Consider the following 21,973-nt stretch of genomic DNA (forward strand, 5'->3'; position numbering starts at 1 on the left):
ACAACGGTCCCGGCTTGACGATGTGGCGGTATTTGAAAATAGTCAGCCCGTAACTGCTGCTAAATTTATTAATAAAAGTTCATTGCTTATTCTGTTGCTCGGGGTTATTCGTCGGCTGGAGCTGAAGCCGAATAGCGAGCAAAAAGTTGAGCACATATTCGTCGCCCCGCCATATTGCCAAACCGCCTGTTGTGTGCATACCTTATTGTGTCTGCCAATTAGCTTCTACATTTTTATATTGGTCAGGTAACTGTTTAATTGCTTGTTCAATTGTTTCATAGAAGCTGTACTGAATAACCTCCCAATTTTTGTCACAACTAAAGCGATAAAAGCCTGCATAGTCGCCATAAGCACAAATTGCAAGTCCATAAATACTTTCCCTTTCTGTGTCGTCTTCATTGCCAACATAACCAAAAGGTTTGTTTCCAGACCATGCCCACTTGATAACTTTTGCACCGTCAAGTTCTTGTGGTGGAGCGATAATGTCTGTATCAAAAAATGGGTCAACAAAGTAATGTCCTGGATTGCCGGCTTTTGCTTCAGCACTCATTATCACATCCCTTGGGTCACCCATAAAGTTTGAGCTGAAAATATTTTTAACTTCTGAAACTTTCCCGTCTGACAAAACCAAGATGCTCCTTGCCAATTCCTCTTCACCAACATTTAAAGATTTTGTCCAAAGTGAAATTAAAAGTCGCGGCACCTCCTGTCTGTCAGTAGCAAAAGGAAATAATTTGTCCAAACGATTTTTTATGTCAGTAGGTAGTGTCATAAAGGTTGCACACAACGTTAAAGCATTGGCGATGTGGCGGCATTCTGTGTTCCGACTGCCCGGTGCCGATGCTGATTAAAGATACAAAAGTTCATTGTTTATTCTGCCGCTGGGCGATATTCGTCGGCTGGAACTGCAGCTGAATAGAGAACAAAAAGCTGGGAATATATTCGTCGCCCCGCCATATTGCCAATGCAATGTAAGCCGCAGTTTATTATAAACTAACTTTTGTAGTCTTATCTAAGATTTTAAACTTCAACGTTTCGTTTGATACAATTACCGTTAATTCAGATGGTTTGTCAATAAGTTTTCGACTTGAAGATTGAGTAAAGCCAGTAATATCTGAAGTTGTCAAACTAATTGTCTTGCGTTTTAGTAATTCGGAAAAGTACTCGATTGTCACAGCGCCTGATTCTTTTACAACAGCCGAAAGATATTTTCTGTCTGAGAATGGTATGCGTAACAAAGAGCCAGCAACAAACAAAACTCCTGTTTCCGCAATTTCTTTATTAAAAGTCGAGCAGACAAACCATATGATAATTGCCGTCAATAGTGGGTGTCCAAAAGTCATAATTGAGATTTTCATTTTCGTTGAAGTCTTCAAATTCTCAACTAAAGCAAATAGAAGTGTCCCAATTGTCGGATATACGACTAATGTTATTAAGAATGCGTACAAAACATTCATAGCTTGTCAGGTTATAAAGTTGTCGGCATAATTGCGGCTAACGGAAACGGCTTGGCGATGTGGCGGTATTTGAAAATCGTCTGCCCGTAATCGCTGCAAAATTTATAACTAAAAGCTCATTGTTTATTCTATTGCTTGGCTTTATTCGTCGGCTGAAACTGAAGCTGATTAGCGAACAAAAAGCTGAGAATATATTCGTTGCCCCGTCCCCGCCATATTGCCAAACCGCCTGTTGTGCGTTCGCTTTATTTTCCTGATATCTCAAGTAGATTAGACCAAGTCAGTGAACTTGATTCTAATGGATTCTCTAACTTTCTCATGTCACTCATAGAAGCTCTTATACTTATTTTCTTGCTGTTTTTTATTTTATTCTTAAGGTCGTTAACAGAAATTCCTTTGCCTTTGTTAAAGCCGGTAAAAGTTAATGAGGCAAAATTTATGGTCTTGCTGAATTTTTGATTTGGATTCAATACTAATTCTTTGTCTATAAATCTTATGCCGTCTGCCAAGCCCCAAAAGCCTTCTTCGTCAATATAAAAGTTGAGCACCAGGTTGTTTAATTTAATTTTGGAATATTCATGATTTAAAATTTGAATAGTAATACTTTTTGGTATCCTGTCGCTTACTTGATTTGCTGAAATAATAAACTTGTAGTCAAACTTATCTTTCTGAAAAGATGTTAATCCGCAAAAACAACTAAACAGTAATAATGTTTTTATAATTGTCACAAGTTGTCAATTTTAATTGTCAACAAAATTTGCCATTTTCGTTATGTTCGCAAAAAAGTGAAGCACAACGGGCAGGCCTTTATGCAGGTTGGGAATTGTTATTCGTCCGCCCACAACTGCTGCTGATTGAAAATATAAAGTTGAATTTAAGAAATAATGTTGAAAGTTGTTTGTCCAGCCCGAACCACAGCCTGGATTTGCAATTAGCTGATGTTTGCTGGTCATGCCCAACTTGTACAACCCAATGTTACATGCCGTTTATGTCTCTCCATTTCTTAAGCGTCAATTCACTGTCGCTTTGGGTGTCGAAATACATAATTCGCATTGAGTCAGGGTAAACATAGAAATTAAAATGTGTCACTAAGTTTGTCCCATTGTCTTCACCTGCTTTAATCCAATAATATTTTTGGTCAGGCAAATTGGGCGTGTCTGCAACCCAAATCTTCAAACGTCTTTTACCTTTTGTTTGTTCCTCAATATATTTTGCTCGTTCTTTTATTTCCGGCAGCTTAAAAATAGCGTCAATTATTTTGTCCTCAATGCTCTGAGTGTTGATTGAACTGTCTGCTGATTTTGTCGGGACATTTGAATTTACAACAACTGTCTTAGTCATGTCTACCTTTGCTGTGTCAATCTCTTTTAAATTGTCTGATTGTTTGGAAGTCTGATTGCAACCAAACAAAATGAAAGATAAAAATGTCAACCTTGAAATTTTCCGAAGTATCATTTTAAATGGCATGTAACGGTTTGGGGCTTGGCGATGTGGCGGATTTCTAGCACAAAAGTTCAATAGAATTACTGTTGTTGAATTTTTCACAAATGTTTCAAGGAAGCACTTCAGCCGCCATACTGCCAAACCGATGTTACCTGCTGTTGTTATTCTTCGGTCAGTCATAATAATCGGTCCATTCATAAGGTTCAGGATTTGTCAGTTTGTAAATAATTTTTTCTCTGTCTGTCAACTTATGATAATACTTGCTAAATTCTAATATATATTCTTCTCCTTTTCCCATTCGCCAAAACATATCACTACTGTCAATATTTTGAAATTTATTCCAAGGTGGTTGTAATGAATTTTCAAATGGTTTAAAATGTCCAAACTCTTTTAAAAAGTCTCTTGTCGCCATTAACGCAAAACCAAGCAAATTTTGTCCACGCCAAGCATAAATATTTTCTATGTCATTGCTTTCTTGCGATAGACCAATTCCCCAAATTGTATCTACTGGACTTGCTTCAACTAATATTCTGGTGTCAGTTTTTAATAAATACTCTGCAAATTTTGGGTGTTGATTAAACTTGTGAATATTGCCAATTTTTACAAGATCAAATTTTTTCCCATTCCAGGTTTGTTCGTCATAACCTAAAACTTGTCGTCCAAGTTCTTTAGCTTCTCCTGGTTTTTCGCAGTTAATTATTTTGTCAAAATTGTTTTTGTCGCCAAACAACATTGCTTTTTGAGCCATCATCCAATGTTCTGCTGTCTTATAAGTTTTACTGTCAACAGTAAATGGGCATTCAAACCATTGGCTGAAACAAAATTTTCCGACTTCTTCATTGTATTTATTCGTGTGTCCCCAAAAGAAAATGTACTTTAAAATGTCGCCACTTTCAAATTTTTCTATCAACCAATTTATGTCATAATGTGTCGTCATTTTCTACGGTGGTGTTTTTTACAATAGCAGGTAATGACAGTTTGTGAAAAAACTATCTTTTGAAGCTGAAATATTAGGGTACCTGATGGAAGTACATTTCATATAAACGATTCTAAGCGTCTTCGTTTTAGTTTTTTCACAGTCTGACGGGCAGGTATTGCCGATGGTGGGGAATTTTATATTCGTCCGCCGGAACTGCTGCCTGGCTTTTTGATAAAGTTAAATATTAAGAACTAAAGCTGGGCTTTATTCGTCGAGCCCCGAACCACAGCACAGAAGAATTACTGCTGTTGATTGGTTGATTGTTCCAATGCCCAGCCCTGCTATTGGCAATACCAATGTTTTGTGCTGTACTTCTCCTGTCAATTTACTGGAAGCTTATATCCATTTTTAATGAATGGGAACGAATGGGTCACTTCTTTGTCAACGGGTTTTCTAAATCCTTTAACTTCAGAGAGTCGAATAGTTGGATATTTTGCTTTCAATATACTTGTAGTGTCCAATGCTATAAATAATTGCTTCTCTTGTTCGTTAATTGGTTGTGTGTAGTCAGTAGAATCAGTGGCAACATATTTGTCGCAGCTTATTAATTTTCCTTTGATGTTATAATTGAAAATGAATTTTGTTGGCTTCCCGATATTATAACAATTGTACGAGTAAATTACTTGCTCAATTTTTCTCTTCCCTGAATTAACTGTGAAGTATTTTGCGGAACACCCGCAACAACTAAAAACACTACTTATGTAATAATTTTCATTTTTTGTAAACTGTCCTGACGATAGAATACGAGTTGTGTCACCACAAGATGATGTTAAAATAAGCATCACTGAAACAAAAATTATCTTTTTGAGCGTCGTCATTTTACTTTGTCTAACAGTAAAGAAAGTGTTAGTAACACTAATGGTCATTTTGGTGGTCTGTCAGTATAGCACACAACGTTTGTATTTACGTATTTGCTGCACAAACAAAAATATGCAACCCCTCCCTTCATACTCAGCACTATTCTATTGCGTTTTTTGTATAGCAGGGTTGCGTCAATGAAATTCAACATTGCCAGTTTTTGTTTTTATATTGCTCATCCGGTAGGCCTCGCCGGTGCATGGCAGGTACCAACATTTAGTTGACTGGCTCCATTTAGCCCCGCATTCTTTCTTTAAAATGTTATTGATGAATGTCCGGTTTGCATAAAATATACCAATGCATTCCTGGTTATGGCGTATTAAGGGTTGTAGTACTACGGATTCCATTTTATTTTTTTTAAAGCGCTGCCACCTCAACTACAGCGGGCTGAAGGGTTGCATAAAAACACGCTAAAAATGCGAAAAAAAAATAAATGCGCCAATAATTGCTGCGGTTTACCGTAAAACATTCCTCAGCAGCGCCCTTGGATTTTCTTTAAGCCTACGGGTTTGAGCAGCTACCTTAATTTTCAGCCCTTGCAATTCTGTGTTTCTGTGGCGTTCCCAGTAAAGTTTCTGGCGCCAAAGGCGGCAGAAACAAAAGCTATATGGTGGTAAAAGCTGCATAGCGGAAAGAACGTACAAGAGTGCGACGCAACGATGCCTCATGGCAGTTCCGTCTGCCGGGCCCATTATTGTACTTAAACAGCGAAGCTGTTTTATTGCTGCTTTACACAACCTGTTCGCCGGGCAGGGTTAGCGTAAACTCGGCGCCCTCATCGGGGTGGCCATAGGCTTTTAGGCTGCCGTGGTGCTGCTCGCTTATTTTTTTGCAGATGGCAAGGCCTACGCCGGAGCCATTGTATTCGTGGTAACTGTGCAGCCGTTTGAAGAGCACAAAAATATCATCGGCATAAGAGGGATGGAAGCCGATGCCATTGTCTGACACGGTGATGCTGTAAAAACGTTCGTGGGCATTACCGTTAAGCTGCCCCCCTGGCGGGGTAGTTAACTGGCGGCTGGTAATATTAATGTGCAGCGGGCCTTCCTTTTTCCTGAACTTAATGGCGTTGCTGAGCAGGTTGTAAAACAATTGCCGCATAAGCGTTGGTATTACGTACAGCACGGGCAGGCGGCCTACGTTTATGTGTATATCGCTGAACTGTATGGATTGCTCCAGCTCCTGCAATGCTTCCTGCACCAGCAGGTTTAAATCGGTAAGCACAAAATCGCTGGCGCCGGCAGAGTAGCGGGAAAATTTCAGCAGGTCGTCAATCAACTGCTGCATGCGCTCTGCCGAGCCGATAATTTTCTTCAGCGTATTTTCAGACCCTCCCCTCACCTCTTGCTTGGTGAGTATATTGTCGCTAAGCAACCGTATTTTTCGCAGGGGCTCCTGCAGGTCGTGAGATGCCAGGTAAGCAAAGCGGTCAAGCTCTTTGTTGGCTTCTACAAGCTCCTGGTTATTCTGCAGTAACTGATCGTTAAGGTACCTTACCTTTTGTTCAGATATCTTTCTTTCCTCCACTTCCCGCTTCAGTGATTCGTTCATTTGCCGCAGCACTTTTTCCTGCAGCAACAATACCTGTTTTTGCCGGTGCAACTGCACGAATACGCTAACCTTGCTGCGCAGCAAATCAGGGTTAATGGGCTTGAAAATATAATCCACGGCACCCATCCTGTAACCTTCGAAAATATATTTTTCATCGCTGTTGTGCGCCGTAATAAAAATGATGGGTATTTCTTTAAGGCTATCCCTTTTATAAATAAGCGAAGCTGTTTCAAAGCCGTTCATATCCGGCATGTACACATCCATCAGTATAAGCGAAAAATCCTGCTGCTGCAGCAGTATGCGTAATGCGGCGCGGCCAGAGGGTGCTTTAATAATATCGTAGCCATCTTTCTGCAAAATAGTTTCCACAGAAAAAAGATTGTCTTCCCTGTCATCTACCACCAGTATTTTAGGCGCCTGCTGTATATAAGCCCGTCTTTGCTTTTCTACCTCCATGTACGTCATTCATTTAAACAATTATCCATTAACCGGTACAGGAATTTTATGGGCCCGGCAGGAGGTGCTGCTATGATGCTTCCGTTGCGTCGCACTCTTGTACGTCCGGTATTTCTGTTCACCATTGTGCCGCAACATTATCCTTGCCCGCAGGCTTTGTTCCTGGTGAGGGATAATTATTATTACTTATCATTATAGGATCAGGTTGCATAAGCACAAGGTCTTATTATGTCCCAGAGGGGCATGTTGTGGGTAGAATAGTGATTCATGTTCTACTATGTTCCGGAGGAACATTTTGTGCTCATTCCCTTCGACACAAGCACAAAGCGTTCCGCTGGAACGCAGCGTAACTCCTTGCAATAGTCTACCCATAAAGTGTTCCGCCGGAACACAGGTGGCGTAATGCGCTTATGCTGCTTCATCCTGTATCATTGTTATCTCAAAAAAAATTTAAACCTTTTTATTTCAACGTTTGACCTCACCCCAACCCGCCTCATCCGCCCTTCGGGCACCTTATCCAAACATGGAGAAGGGAAGCGGAAAGGGAATCAGATTTGGAGAGGGGGCAGAACCTGCATGACTGGTTACTTGTACAACCAAACCCGCATAAGAATTCCAATTTATGTTCTACTATGTTCCGGATGAACATTTTGTGCTCATTTCCCGCCTACATAAGCACAAAGCGTTCCTCTGGAACGCGGCGTAACACCGTGTGATATTCTACCTACAAAGTGTTCCGCCGGAACACAGGTTGCGTAATGCGCTTATGCTGCTTCATCCTGTATCATTGTTATCTCAAAAAAAATTTAAACCTTTTTATTTCAACGTTTGACCTCACCCCAACCCGCCTCATCCGCCCTTCGGGCACCTTCTCCAAACATGGAGAAGGGAAGCGGAAAGGGAATCAGATTTGGAGAGGGAGTAGAACCGGCCAATAATAATTACTTATACAGCCAAACCCGCATAAGGGATAACAACTGGTCTATCTTAACAGGTTTGGTAATATAATCCGATGCGCCTGCTTCCAGGCATTTTTCCCTGTCGCCCTTCATGGCTTTGGCCGTTACTGCAATAATAGGCAGTGTATTGTTTTTGTGTTCCCGCCTTATTTTCTGGGTGGTTTCGTAACCGTCCATTTCCGGCATCATAATATCCATCAGCACAATATCAATCTTACCGTTTTCATTTAAAATATTCATGGCTTCCTGCCCGCTTTCGGCAGTGATGGTATTAATGTGGTACTTTTCAAAAGCGGTTGTAAGGGCAAAAAGGTTACGCACATCATCATCCACCACCAGCACATTTTTACCTGCCAGCACATCTTTTCTCGACCGAAGGTTTTCTATCAGCCGGCGTTTTTCCGGTAGCAGGTTCTTCTGGTCAATGTGCAGGCTCATCACCACTTCTTCCAGCAAAAGGTCAAGGCTTTTAACATCCTTCAGCATAATGCGGCTGGCATATTGCCGCAGCAGTATTTTTTCCCTTGCGGAAAAATCTTTGGCCGAGTACACTATAATGGGGCACATAGCAGCGCTTTTAAGCGCATGCAGCTCTGTTATTAATTCAAGGCCGCCAATATCCGGCAGCATGTAGTCTACCACTACGCAATCGTAAGTGTTGCTTTTAACCAGTTCCAGCGCCTGCCTGCCGCTGGTTTCTATGGTAATATCAATCCAGTCTCCATTCTCCATAATCTTTGCTATCTGCGATGCTTCCGGCTCATTGTCTTCCACTATCAGCAGCCGCCTGGGTTTACGCTCATTGTAGGTAATAATATCGCTGAAGAGGCTGGCCAGCGCATCGGTGGTAAGCGGCTTCAGGTGAAAGCTCCTGGCGCCACGCTGCATGGCCAGCAGGCGGTTTTCCTCACCGGAGATAAGGTGCACCGGTATATGCCTGAAATTGATATCGTTCTTGAAAAGATCCAGTATGCGCCAGCCGCTGGCATCGGGCAACTTAACATCCAGCGTTACCGCAATGGGGTTGTATTTGTTGGTAAGGTCAAACACTTCCCCAAAATTCCTGGCTACCACTACTTTCAGGTTCATCTCATGCGCTTTCTCAATCATTATTTTTCCAAAGCGTATGTCGTCTTCAATTACCAGTGTTACCTTATCGCTGCTTAGTATGTTATTACGGTCATCGCCCACTTCGTTAATAATCTCATTCAGCACATCCATTTCAATGGGCTCGTATAATTTAGGGGCTGTTGGCTGTATGGGCAGCAGTTCGCTTCTTTCTGTTATACCCAAAGCAGCAGGCTTGTCTTTTTTGATCAGCCGTGTGTTGGTATCCAGCGGCAGGAAGAGGGTAAAGGTACTGCCCATGCCTGCCTCACTTTCCAGCTCAATAGTGCCGCCCAACAGGTCTGCCAGGCCACGGCTAATGGAAAGGCCCAAACCGGTACCGCCGTATTTGCGGCTGGTAGAGCCTTCGGCCTGCTGGAAGGCTTCAAAAATAATGTTCTGCTTTTCCTTGGAAATGCCTATGCCGGTGTCTTTAATTTCAAAAGCTACCACATGCAACGCGTTTTCCAGGTTGTTGTTGCCCTGCCGCCAGTTGTTTACTGCATTGTAGATGCGCAGCTTTACTTCTCCCTTCTCGGTAAACTTAAAGGCGTTAGACAGCAGGTTTTTCAATATCTGGTTCAGGCGCTGGGCATCCGTTTCCAGAGTTTCGGGCAGTTTTTCATCCAGTTCTATGCTGAAGCGCAGGTTGCGGCTTTCAGAAATATGCTTGAAGGTTGTTTCAACAAAAGCAACAATTTCCGCGAACCTGAGCGAAACAAAATCTGTTGAAATATAACCTGATTCAATTTTTGACAGGTCCAGGATATCATTGATCAACTGTATCAGGTCATCCCCGCAACTGTGGATGGTTTTGGCATAGCGTACCTGTTTTTCAGAAAGGTTGCCTTCGCTGTTTTCGTACAACTGCTGGGCCAGCAGCAGCAACGAGTTGAGCGGCGTACGCAGCTCATGCGACATATTGGCCAAAAACTCTGATTTGTACTTTGATGTAAGCTGTAGCTGCTCGGCCTTTTCTTCCAGCGAACGTCTAGCTTCTTCCACTTCTTTGTTCTTGTCTTCCACTTCTTCTTTCTGCTTAATCATCAACTGTGCCTTATCCTGCAGTTCCTCATTAATCCTTCTCAGCTCATCCGCCAGCGATTGCGACTGCTCCAGCAGGTACTCTGTTCTTGTACTGGATTTAATGGTATTCAATACAATGCCGATACTTACCGTTAACTGGCTAAAGAAATCAAGGTGGGTTTGGCTGAACTCCTCGAAAGAGGCAAGTTCTATCACGGCTTTTATTTCTGTTTCAAACAACACCGGCAGTACAATAAGGTTTACCGGTGTGGCCTGCCCCAGCCCGGAATTGATGTTCATATACCCGGGTGGCACATTGGTAATAAGTATGCGTTGTTTTTCCAGTGCGCATTGCCCCACCAGACCCTGGCCCAAAGCAAATTCCCGGGCGGTTTCCACTTCTTCGCCGTAGGCGTAGGTGGCAAACAACCTTAATTTGGGATTTTGAATATTGTCATCATCCTGCAATATGTAAAACATGCCTTTCTGGGCATTTACCACCTGTGCCAGCTCGGAGAGTATTCTTCTCGTTACCGTATTCAGATCTTTCTGGCCCTGCAGCATCTGTGTAAACTGCGCCAGGTTAGATTTCAGCCAGTCCTGCTCCTGGTTAAGCAGCGTGGTGCGCTTCAGGTTGGCAATCATCTGGTTAATGGTGTCTTTCAGTTCTTCCACCTCGCCTTTGGCCTCTACGCTTATCATCTGGGTAAGGTCGCCCTGTGTTACCGCAGAAGCCACATCAGAAATTGCACGTACCTGGGTAGTAAGGTTGGCTGCCAACTGGTTTACGTTTTCGGTAAGGTTTTTCCAAATGCCGGAAGCACCCGGCACACTGGCCTGGCCACCGAGCCGGCCCTCCACTCCCACTTCACGGGCTACGGTGGTAACCTGGTCCGCAAACAGGGCCAGCGTATTAATCATTTCATTAATGGTCTCCGTCAGTTGCGCCACTTCTCCCTGCGAAACGATGGACAGTTTTTGCTGCAGGTTGCCCGTAGCCACCGCGGTAACTACTTTGGCTATACCGCGTACCTGGTTGGTAAGGTTGCTGGCCATCATGTTTACAGATTCCGTCAAATCTTTCCATGTACCGCCCACGCCCTGTACTTCTGCCTGGCCGCCCAGTTTTCCTTCGGTACCTACCTCACGTGCTACGCGGGTTACTTCATAGGCAAAGCTTACCAACTGGTCCACCATAGTATTGATGGTATTCTTCAGATCAAAAATTTCGCCCTTAACATCTATCGTTACTTTTTTAGACAAATCGCCCGATGCCACCGCTTTGGTAACTTCAGCAATATTGCGCACCTGGGAGGTAAGGTTACCCGTCATCTGGTTCACAGAGTCTGTCAAGTCTTTCCATATACCGGCTACACCTGGCACAAATGCCTGCCCGCCTAATTTGCCATCCGTACCCACTTCACGGGCTACACGGGTTACTTCTGAGGCAAAGGCACGCAACTGGTCCACCATGGTATTCAGGGTTTCTTTCAGTTGCAGTATTTCGCCACGTACGTCCACTGTAATCTTTCTTGACATATCGCCGTTGGCCACCGCGATGGCCACATCGGCAATGTTACGTACCTGGTCAGTAAGGTTGCCTGCCATCTGGTTTACAGAATCTGTCAAGTCCTTCCAGGTACCTCCCACTCCGGGTACATTTGCCTGGCCGCCCAGTTTGCCATCCGTACCTACTTCACGGGCCACACGGGTTACTTCAGAGGCAAAGGAGCGTAACTGCTCCACCATGGTATTGATGGTATTTTTCAGCTCCAGTATCTCACCTTTTACGTCCACCTCAATCTTACGGCTAAGGTCGCCATTGGCTACCGCCGTAGTTACTTCCGCAATGTTCCTTACCTGCGAGGTAAGGTTGCTGGCCATTTTATTTACAGAATCCGTCAGGTCTTTCCATAAACCTTCCACGCCTGGCACATCAGCCTGGCCACCCAGGATGCCTTCAGACCCCTGTTCACGGGCCACACGGGTTACTTCAGAGCCGAATGAGTTAAGCTGGTCCACCATGGTGTTGATGGTATTTTTCAGTTCCAGTATCTCGCCTTTTACGTCCACCGTAATCTTTCTTGACAAATCGCCCTTTGCCACGGCTGTGGTTACCTCCGCGATATTCCTTACCTGCGCGGTAAGGTTAGAGCCCATCAGGTTTACAGATTCTGTTAAATCTTTCCAGGTGCCGCCAACACCCTGCACTTTGGCCTGGCCGCCCAGGTTACCTTCCGTACCTACTTCCAGCGCCACACGGGTTACTTCAGAGGCAAAGGAGTTTAGCTGGTCCACCATGGTATTGATGGTCTTTTTCAGCTCCAGTATTTCACCCTCTACGTTTACTGTAATCTTCTTGGAAAGGTCTCCGTTGGCCACGGCTGTGGTTACCTCCGCAATGTTTCTTACCTGCGCGGTAAGGTTGCTGGCCATTTGGTTTACGGAGTCTGTCAAGTCTTTCCAGGTACCGCCCACACCCTGCACTTTGGCCTGGCCACCCAGCTTACCTTCTGTACCTACTTCCAGAGCCACACGGGTTACTTCAGAAGCAAAGGAGTTAAGCTGGTCCACCATGGTATTGATGGTATTTTTTAACTCCAGTATTTCTCCTTTAACATCCACCGAAATCTTTCGGCTAAGATCGCCTTTGGCCACCGCCGTGGTTACTTCCGCTATGCTTCTTACCTGTGTGGTAAGGTTGCCGGCCATTTGGTTTACGGAGTCCGTCAGGTCTTTCCATACACCGGCTACGCCTTTTACCGTAGCCTGCCCGCCCAGTTTGCCTTCAGAGCCTACTTCACGGGCCACACGGGTTACTTCTGCTGAAAAGGAATTGAGCTGGTCCACCATGGTATTGATGGTGTTCTTCAACTCCAGTATCTCTCCTTTTACGTCCACCGTAATCTTTCTTGACAAATCGCCCCTTGCCACCGCTGTAGTAACTTCCGCTATATTTCGTACCTGGCCGGTAAGGTTACTGGCCATTTGGTTAACGGAGTCTGTCAAATCCTTCCAGGTACCGGCCACACCTTTTACTTCGGCCTGGCCTCCCAGCTTGCCATCGGTACCCACTTCACGGGCCACACGGGTTACTTCAGAGGAAAAAGAGTTCAACTGGTCCACCATGGTGTTAATGGTGTTCTTCAGCTCCAGTATTTCCCCTTCCACATCCACCGTAATTTTTTTGGAAAGGTCGCCTTTGGCCACCGCGGTGGTTACTTCCGCTATGTTCCTTACCTGGGCAGTAAGGTTACCAGCCATCTGGTTAACGGAGTCTGTCAGGTCTTTCCATACACCTGCCACACCTTTTACCCTGGCCTGGCCGCCCAGCTTACCTTCAGAGCCCACTTCACGGGCCACACGGGTTACTTCAGATGCAAAGTCACGCAACTGGTTCACCATGTCATTTACTTCGGCGGCAATACGGGCAAATTCGCCTTGTAAAGCATAATCGCCAATCTGCAAAGGCATTTCCTGGCTAAGGTTACCCTTGGCCACAGAGCTTATTACGTGGGCAATTTGTATGGTGGGGTGTGCAAGGTCAGAGATAAGGCTGTTCAGGGATTCCACACCGGCATTCCACGAGCCCCTGGCTGTCCGCGGCAGCTCCACACGGTGGTTAAGCCTGCCCTGCTTACCGATAGCGTTGCGGGCAACGCTCAGCTCCTGCATCAGTATTTCATTTAGCAGCACAATCTCGTTGATGGTGTCGCATATTTTGCCATTGATGCCGGTTTTGTCCATAGGCATCCGTACACTGAAGTTGCCGTTTTTTACTTCGCTCAATACCCTCAGCAGTTCTCCTGCGTCCAGACTATCTTCGTTGTATTGATTTTTCTTTGCTTTGGATGGCCTTTTGCGGGTAGCCACCAGGCTATCGGTTAGTTGATCCCCACGGTCGTCTATGGCATGGCTGCCATTTGTGTTTTTCACTGAAGCTGGCATAACGATAGGTTTTACTTAAGACTTTTTCAAACCTACGTAAAAAATAACGTTTACAGCCAGCTTTGCTGTTCAATGTTTATTTGTTCAATGTTCAATGTTTGCGATGGTATTTTTTGAAATTTGACGTTACGCCGCCATGCTAAAGTTTGTTGTATTAACTTAAGTTGGCATAACAAACAGCCCGAAAATAATTTGCGTGCTGCACTTTTGGGTGAGGGATTGAAGCGGTTACCCCGGTGAGGCCATCGCAGCCGGGCTTTTGTGCCGGAGTAATAGCGGAAAGCCCGACCCCTTGCGCAGCTTGGGGGCACCCCCAAGGACGATTTACGAAGTACTTAATTATGTTAGATGTTTGATGTGCGATGTACGATGGAAAAAATTACGAATTACGAAGCACGAAGTACTTATTTATGTAAAATGTTTGATGTTGGATATACTATGTGAGGAATGTGAAAGTAGTGAGTAGTGAATGGGAAATGGGCAATGGTGGATACCGGATTTCGATAAGGCAAAAGCGTTTGTTTCACTTTTGCCCCCTTTGACTTTCTGTTTTAATGACTTTTTTTATGGGCCCGGCTGCAGGAACTACTATTAAGCTTTACTTGCGTCGCACTCTTGTACATTCTGTTCGCTGCGCGGCTTTTCCCGCATAGCAGTACAATACAGCCTGGTAAACTCCGGTTATCTTTTTACAACTATCCCCAGCGTAAAATTGCGGCGGGCAGCAAGATTAAAGTAGCGGCCACCAAAAGCGTTGATGTCGTTACCCAGGCTGTACAACTGGTTTAAGGCATTATCCAGGGTACCAAACACATCCAGCATTACCGCTTTCATTTGCTTTTTATAACCCAGCTTTACCTGTAGCAATTTGTAACTGTCAGCATACACATTGTTGGCATCTGTTAAGGGAATTTTACCTGTCATGTTCAAGGTAAAACTGCTGTAAAAATTGCGGTTTGTTTCCACATCGAGGGTGGTTACATTAACGTTACGGGGTACACCCGTAAGCCTGTTACCGCTAAAATCAGTGGCGTCTACCGTATAGTTTTTAAATGTATAAGGCTGATAAGAAGTACTGTTACCCACTACCAAATGCCTGATAAACCCTTGCCGGTTATTTACCAGGTGTGCCCTCAGCCAAACTTCCACGCCTTTTTGCAATGTACTGCCGGCATTTACAAAATATTCAGCCCCGGCATCGTTAAGCCTGCGCACCAGCGCCTCTTTAAGGCTGAAGTAATAATAAGAAGCATCAAACTCAAGCCTTGCCTTAAGAGCAAAGCCTTTTATGCCTATTTCACGGTTCCATCCGTTTTCCGGCTGCAGCGTATAAAAATTGCCATCACTGGGGCGTATCTCGGCAAGTGTTGGCGGAGAAAAGCCCCTGGCCAGCACCGCATAGGCAGATACGGTCTTGCTTAGCTTATACAACAAACTAAACCGGGGGGCAGGCAGTGCCTCTGTATTGCTATGCTGGAAATCTTTCATGCCGGGGTCGGAGTTGCGCCTATAGCGTATCAATTGTTTGTTGCTGCTTAACCCTGCCTGCACAGTAAACCTGCTGCCAAGGTTAACATTTAGCTGGGTGAAAAGAAAATACTGGGTGGCATACAAAGCATCTTTGTACTGTACATTACCCGCAATGCCGCCATTGTTATCGTAGTTGTCAATCTGCGAGTAATTCTGTTGCCATTCAGCACCGTTAAGCCATTGCAGCCTTAACTTACCTTTCTCTATGTGATAAGAAAAAGCGGTTCTTCCCCCATAATTCCATTCATTTCTCTTTTCGTAATTGCTGGTAAACGGATTTCTGAAACTGGTGTGGCTAACGGTAACGGTGGTTGTATTATCAAAGTGTGGCGCCAGGCTGGCAGACAAAGTAAACCCGGTAAAAGCTGTTTTGTTATAAATAGCTGCTTTTTGCTGTATAGCTATAACCCTTGCCTGGGCAGGCGCAGAATCCATTTGGCGTTGCGTTAAGCCGCCAGGTGTCTGGTAAAACAAATCGGTATAAACCGCCAGGGCCGAAAGTTTGGTTTTATTGCTCATCCTCCATTCGCCTGCCCACTTTACCGCATCCCTGCGCATTCTTGATTGCTGGCGGTAACCATCACTTTGCATGTGCGACTGCTGCAGGTTAGAACTGAATTTTGCACCGCTGTTGCTCCATCTTAGCTGTTCATTAAACAGACCGTACGAACCGCCGGATATTGCCGCTTCAAAACTACTTCCACTGTCCGCATCCAGTTGCGGGTGCAATATTACCGCGCCGCCGGTATTGGCGCCATACAGGCTGCCTGCGGGCCCTTTAACTACTTCCACTGATGACAACTGGTTCATGTCAACCAACTGCATGTAGGTGTTACCACCGGCATCGGTAAAAGGTATGTTATCCCAGTACAGTTTTACATTACGTACACCAAAAGGAGAACGCAGCAAACTGCCGCGGATGGATAACCTGTAGCTACCCGGGCTGCGCTCTTCCATGCGTACACCGGCAACCGTATTCATTACAGGTACCAACGAAACATTATCCAGCCTTTGCAATTGCTGCCTGTTAATGATGGCTACTGCGGCAGGCACTTCCTTCCAGGTAGTGTTAACTGCAAAAGCGGTAACCGTAATGCTGTCTAACACAGCGCTATCCTGTATAAACTGCAGGCTGTCTGGCTGCTGCGCGGTGGCGGTAAGCTTAACCAGCAGGAAAGCTATCACCAGGAAGTGTACCCTGATGAAGCGACTGCTACAGGTGAACCCGAAAGCTCGGGGACGACGCAACGGAAAATTCATGGCAGCTTCTCAGTTTTGTTCAAGAATAAAAAAATCCCGATGTGTTGCACCGGGATTTCTCAGATATGCTTTTACTTATTTCTTCATGTACATTACATCCTTCACCAGCTTGATGGTCCTGGGAACATCCGGCAGGTAAGCGTTTACCAGGTTAGGTGCATAGTGCATGGGCGCATCGGCACAAGTTATGCGGCGTATAGGTGCGTCCAGGTAATCAAACCCTTCCTTCTGAATACGGTAGGCAATTTCGGAAGATACGGAACACATGGGCCACTGCTCTTCCACAATAACCAGGCGGTTGGTTTTCTTTACACTCTCCAGGATGGCCTGCCAATCCAGCGGGCGGATGCTCCTTAAATCAATTACTTCTGCGCTTATGCCTTCTTTTTCCAGTTCGGCAGCGGCGCCAAGTGCAACCTTCATCATTTTGTTGTAAGACACGATGGTTACATCGCGGCCTTGCTTTTTAACATCAGCCTTACCAATGGGAATATAATATTCGTCTGCAGGTATTTCAGATTTTTCGCCATACATCACTTCACTTTCCATAAATATCACCGGGTCTTCTTCGTACCGGATGGCCTGCTTCAACAAACCTTTGGCATCATAACCGTTAGATGGAGAAACAACTTTGATACCTGGTATATTGGCATACAAACTTTCAAACGCGGTTGAGTGCTGGGCGCCTAACTGGCCTGCACTGCCGTTAGGCCCGCGGAAAACGATGGGGCAACCAATTTGTCCGCCACTCATAGCCAGCATTTTACTGGCGGTATTTAAAATCTGGTCAAGCGCCAGTACGGCAAAATTCCAGGTCATAAACTCAACCACAGGCCTTAAACCGTTTTGAGCTGCGCCAACGCCTATAGCAGCAAAGCCCAACTCGGCAATGGGCGTATCTATTACTCTTTTAGGCCCAAACTCAGCCAGCATTCCCTGGCTTACCTTATAGGCGCCATTGTATTCTGCAACTTCTTCACCCATCAAAAACACCCGGTCATCTCTTCTCATTTCTTCATTAAGGGCTTCACGCAGCGCTTCACGGAAAGCAATTTGTCGCATATTATTTCTTGATTAGTCTAATTGATTTTTGAAAAGCAGGGCAAAAATAAAAGTTTATGCCTTACAAATAGAAAATGTTTGCTGATTATGGGGATATGAAAAAAGCAAGTGCAGGCTATTAAGGCTTTTTACCTGCTTAGAAGAGCTGTGTATAATGATTGATTGGGGTTGTGATTAGCATACATTACAAAGAAGAAAAGATTTTTTGGGGGTGTCCCTCGTACCTCGGGCCGGGCTTTCCGCTCATACTCCGGCACAAAAGCCCATGCTGCGATGGCCTCACCGGGGTATCCGCTTCAATCCCTCACCCGACAGCCCGTTGCCAGTTAAAGGTAGCTGGTTGCAAATCTGTTGAAGTGTAAGATTATGCTGTTGTTTTGAAGATGCTATAAGGAAGAAGCAAAATACCAGGTAGCTGGTTGCCAGTCTCTTGATATGGTGCCTGTTGCGAATTTAAAGCCCAGTTGTATTCATCAAGCCGCTTGCATTGAACGTTGAACAAAAGAACATTGAACAATCAAAGCCTCGTAGAGGCGGCATGTTAGTAACCATAGCAAAAATCAGGTAATGGAGCGCCGTAGGTGCGATACGTTAAGCAGGATGATATAGAACAGCATGTTGGATGATTACCAGGCCCTGTTGCAAAAGATTGTTTAACATGTCGCCTCTACGAGGCTTTACAAAACGGGCCGCGATGGTATGCCTGCTACTAACATATCGCTCCTATGGAGCTTTGTAGTTAGTTGTAACAAAGTTTAATCATGAAGTTACCGGCAAAACATTGGATAATCATGTGCAAGTGCCGCTAACATTGAACGTTGAACAAAAGAATATTGAACAACAAAGCCTCGTAGAGGCGCTATGTTAGTAGATAAGGAAAGATACGGTTTGCAAAGAGCGCCATAGGTGCGATATGTTAGGCAGGAAGACGTGTAACCGCCTGCTTAATGATTGCCGGGCTTTGTTTCAAAAGCCTGCTCAATATACCGCCTCTACGAGGCTTTACAAAACAGGCCGCGATGGCATGCTTGTTACTACTAACATATCGCTCCTATGGAGCTTTACAATCACACAGACCGGTAACTGTCTTTCGGGCATCAAGTTTTAATACTTGCTTTTGAACATCATCAATTCCGAACCAATGCCAGCATCTTACCCGTCAACAGACCGGCATCCTGTATCCGGTAACCGGCAACTGTCTTTCGGGTGAGGGATTGAAGCGGATACCCCGGTGAGGCCATTGCGGCAAAGCTTCTGTGCCGGAGTAATAGCGTAAAGCCCGACCCCTTGCGATAGCTTGGGGGCACCCCCTAAAATTGCGCCTTACGGAACATGTCAAGACTGCCCATAAACGCAGAATGCCCCCTTTACGGAGGCATTCTTATATGCAACATAAGCAGGACTGATTTATCTAAAACACGTTGTAACCAACGCTAACATAATAAAGGCCGCCCACGTATGGATTACCAAACGCATTGCGGTAATAACGGTTAAGGATATTGGTGCCGCCCAGCTTCAGCAACACTTTTTCATGCGGAAGTTTGTAACTAACCTGTGCATCCAGGGTGCCAAAAGATGGTATTTCGCCGGTACCGAATGTACCTTCCCAATTAATCTTATCCTGCCATTTATAAATTACATTAAAGCCAATGCCGTTACCCACGTTAGGGTTACCAAAGCCCAGGTTATACCTTATTTTAGGCGCATTAAACTGGGTAACAATGCCGGCAGGTACATCCTGCAGTTTATCGCCATAAATGTTGGCCATAGCCCTGTAACCCTTATATAACTGGTATTCTGCGCTAACGCCCCAACCGTAAGCTTTAACCGGCGTAGGGCTGTTGGTTACAAACGAATAGTTCTGGGAAGTAAAAGGGCTCAACAATTCTGCGAAGCCGTTGCCCAATGCACCGTTGCCACGTGCAGCGGCAATACGGCCAATAAAGTCTTTATAACGGCTGAAATAGTAATAGGCATCCACTAACAATTTACTGCCAATAACGCCGCGATAGCCCACTTCAAAAGATTGCATGGATTCTGGTTTGGCCTTTTTAAACTCAGCTACTTTCAACAGCGTTGGGTCGGCGGTGGTACCATTAAAAGATGCCCTGTAAGCCACCACACTTTCTGAAGTGTAAACCGGGTTGCTGGAGAATTTGTAGTAATCATTAAACCCGGGCAAACAACCAATAAGGATAGTACCGGGTGTTTGAAGGTTAATCCATTGATCCTGGTTATTGGGAAAGCGGTAAGCCTGCTGGTAAGAAAAGCGCAGGTGGTTATCTTTTGCCACTTTAACTGTCGCGGTTGCCCGTGGGGTAAAACGGCCGTCGAAGTTCTCATTCTTGTCGTACCGCCCTGAAGCAGAAAGTTTCAGCACATCATTGAACAGCGACTTTTTTAACTGTATGTAACCACCATATTCACTTATTTTAATAGGGCCGGCAGTATCTGCAAAAATGGTCCCCTTAGAATCCAGGTTGTACCAGCGGTAGCTGGCGCCCATTAATATTTCCACAAATTTTACGTATTGGGCAAGGTTTAACTGCCCTTCGAACTGGTAGAGGTCTGAGTTATCTGCAAATTGAGAACCACCCTGGCTAATGGGGGTTCTGATGGACTTGTTGAAGGCATCTTTAAATTCCTGGGAGCCGGGAAGAAAACGGCCTGCATCGGCTGCCCCTCTGGCAAAGGCATGAGCCTGTGCAGGAGTAACATTTCCAGCCCCTCCTAACAAGGCGCCAGAATAAGTACCTACGTACTGACCAAACCAGGTTGAATTGGCTTTCCAGGAATTATTAATTGCCAGGGCCGTTAAAGTTGAAGCGTATGAATCCCCTGAATTTTCCTGTGTTGTGTAAGCACGCAAAAACCAACTTTTGCTCTTAAATTCTAGTTTATACTGCCCGATAGTAAAGTTTTTAAGGGAATACCTGTCAGAACCCGTGTAAACGCTGGTACCCAGTCCCCAATTACCAGTGAGTGAAGCTTCTACCCTTTCGTTAAGTTTGAAGTAAAGCCCGCCGGAAAATTTTGCGTTCATGGCCTGGTAACTAACTACATCTTTTTCGTTATAACCGGTGCGGCTAACACTTTGATTGGCGTATATATTATTTCTTAAACCTAAATGAAAAGGGAGCAAATTGCTTACCGGTTGTTGCAACGGAGCTGGTAATGCACTAATAAATCCGGCAATTTGCGCAGGAGTAGGATTATTTGGTAGGCTTGCATTCAATAATTGAACAATATCAATACCTGCCCCCTGCATAATCTGCGCCCTCGCTTGTGCCTGGTAAACATTGGCAAATGCGGCCATACTTGCACTCGCTTCATCTCCAAACACATTCACGCCATCATAGTTAGGGTCGCTGGCCCTGGTACCGGGTATAATTTTGCTGTCCACATTATTACGCAACAGGTTGGTAGTGTCATCCGCCTGCCAGTCTTCTGTTTTTATAAACTGGCCGCCTATTTTAAATGCGAAATGGTCAGAAACTTTTTTACCCCAACGGAAACTCCAGTCATAAAAAGGTGATGCGCCGCGGCGGGTATCGCTGATGTGCATAATACCCTGTTTAACCTGAACGCTGAGGCCCTGGTATTTAAACGGATCTTTACTGCTGATAAGCAAGGTGCCATTCATGCCACCTGAGCCATAGAGGGCAGAAGAAGCGCCGGAAAGCAACTCCATATTATCTACATCCAGCTCTGTTAAACCAATTACATTACCTACGGAAAAATTAAGTGCAGGCGCCGTATTATCCATACCATCCACCAACTGGTTAAAACGCAGGTTACCGCTGCCATTAAAACCACGGGTACTTACTGTTTTAAAAGTATAGCTGGATGTGGTAATATCAACACCTTTTAAATTGGCCAGCACATCATAATAATTGGCGCCGGGTGCATTCCTGATAGTAGCCGTACCCACACGTTCAATAGAAACCGGCGATTCCAGGATACGTTCCGGCACACGGGAGGCCGCTACCACCACATCTTCGCCCAAGGCATAAGTGGGGGTAATTTCAACGTTAACAACCTGGCCGGCAGCATTGTACTGAACTTCCTGCGAACTATAACCTATGGATGAAATAACAAGTGTAAACGGAGGTTTCTGCGTAGTGGTAAACCGGAAATTACCATCTTCATCTGTGTAGGCGCCGGACGTGGTTCCTTTAATTAATACTGATACTGCTGATACACCATCTTTACTGGCACTGTTTTTTACTGAACCGGAAACGGTTATCGCGGATTGGGCATTGGCGGCCAGGTAAGTAAAACACGTAACCAACACCAAAGCGGATATGCTTAAGCGACTCCTCATAGAGCAAACAATT

General features: G+C 44.9%; 11 protein-coding genes. All 11 read right to left on the reverse strand.

The annotated features are described in order from the left end of the window. Nucleotides 1-202: 202 nt before the first annotated feature. On the reverse strand, nucleotides 203-772 hold the full coding sequence (locus F0364_RS28980) for a hypothetical protein (RefSeq protein ID WP_207632718.1): 570 nt from the start codon (nucleotides 770-772) through the stop codon (nucleotides 203-205). Nucleotides 773-986: 214 nt separating this feature from the next. After that, complete coding sequence (locus tag F0364_RS16145; protein WP_153798838.1) at nucleotides 987-1,343, reverse strand: hypothetical protein; 357 nt, start codon at nucleotides 1,341-1,343, stop codon at nucleotides 987-989. Between the two features lie 359 nt (nucleotides 1,344-1,702). Further along, nucleotides 1,703-2,185 carry a hypothetical protein gene (locus F0364_RS16150; RefSeq protein WP_153798839.1) on the reverse strand — a complete coding sequence of 161 codons (483 nt, stop codon included), beginning with the start codon at nucleotides 2,183-2,185 and terminating at the stop codon, nucleotides 1,703-1,705. Nucleotides 2,186-2,197: 12 nt separating this feature from the next. Further along, entirely contained in the window at nucleotides 2,198-2,410 is a 213-nt protein-coding gene (locus F0364_RS28985) for a hypothetical protein (RefSeq protein ID WP_207632719.1), read from the reverse strand. 22 nt (nucleotides 2,411-2,432) lie between these two features. Beyond that, a complete protein-coding gene (locus F0364_RS16155) occupies nucleotides 2,433-3,098 on the reverse strand; it encodes a hypothetical protein (protein WP_153798840.1) in 666 nt (221 codons plus the stop codon). Further along, nucleotides 3,073-3,837, reverse strand: a complete 765-nt coding sequence (gene ybiA / locus F0364_RS16160) for a riboflavin biosynthesis intermediates N-glycosidase (RefSeq protein WP_153798841.1) — start codon at nucleotides 3,835-3,837, stop codon at nucleotides 3,073-3,075. The genes F0364_RS16155 and ybiA overlap by 26 nt, the downstream gene beginning before the upstream one ends. A 1,629-nt stretch (nucleotides 3,838-5,466) precedes the next feature. Beyond that, complete coding sequence (locus F0364_RS16170) at nucleotides 5,467-6,744, reverse strand: response regulator (protein WP_153798843.1); 1,278 nt, start codon at nucleotides 6,742-6,744, stop codon at nucleotides 5,467-5,469. A 941-nt stretch (nucleotides 6,745-7,685) separates the two neighbouring features. After that, the gene (locus F0364_RS16175; RefSeq protein ID WP_153798844.1) at nucleotides 7,686-13,784 is read right to left on the reverse strand and encodes a HAMP domain-containing protein; all 6,099 of its coding nucleotides are present in this window, start codon (nucleotides 13,782-13,784) and stop codon (nucleotides 7,686-7,688) included. A gap of 681 nt (nucleotides 13,785-14,465) precedes the next feature. Continuing rightward, nucleotides 14,466-16,574 carry a TonB-dependent receptor gene (locus F0364_RS16180; RefSeq protein ID WP_153798845.1) on the reverse strand — a complete coding sequence of 703 codons (2,109 nt, stop codon included), beginning with the start codon at nucleotides 16,572-16,574 and terminating at the stop codon, nucleotides 14,466-14,468. A gap of 75 nt (nucleotides 16,575-16,649) precedes the next feature. Beyond that, complete coding sequence (locus F0364_RS16185) at nucleotides 16,650-17,636, reverse strand: pyruvate dehydrogenase complex E1 component subunit beta (RefSeq protein WP_153798846.1); 987 nt, start codon at nucleotides 17,634-17,636, stop codon at nucleotides 16,650-16,652. 1,411 nt (nucleotides 17,637-19,047) lie between these two features. Continuing rightward, the gene (locus tag F0364_RS16190; RefSeq protein WP_153798847.1) at nucleotides 19,048-21,960 is read right to left on the reverse strand and encodes a TonB-dependent receptor; all 2,913 of its coding nucleotides are present in this window, start codon (nucleotides 21,958-21,960) and stop codon (nucleotides 19,048-19,050) included. Between the last annotated feature and the right edge of the window lie 13 nt (nucleotides 21,961-21,973).

This window comes from Foetidibacter luteolus, assembly GCF_009650435.1.
In the GTDB taxonomy this organism is placed as follows: domain Bacteria; phylum Bacteroidota; class Bacteroidia; order Chitinophagales; family Chitinophagaceae; genus Foetidibacter; species Foetidibacter luteolus.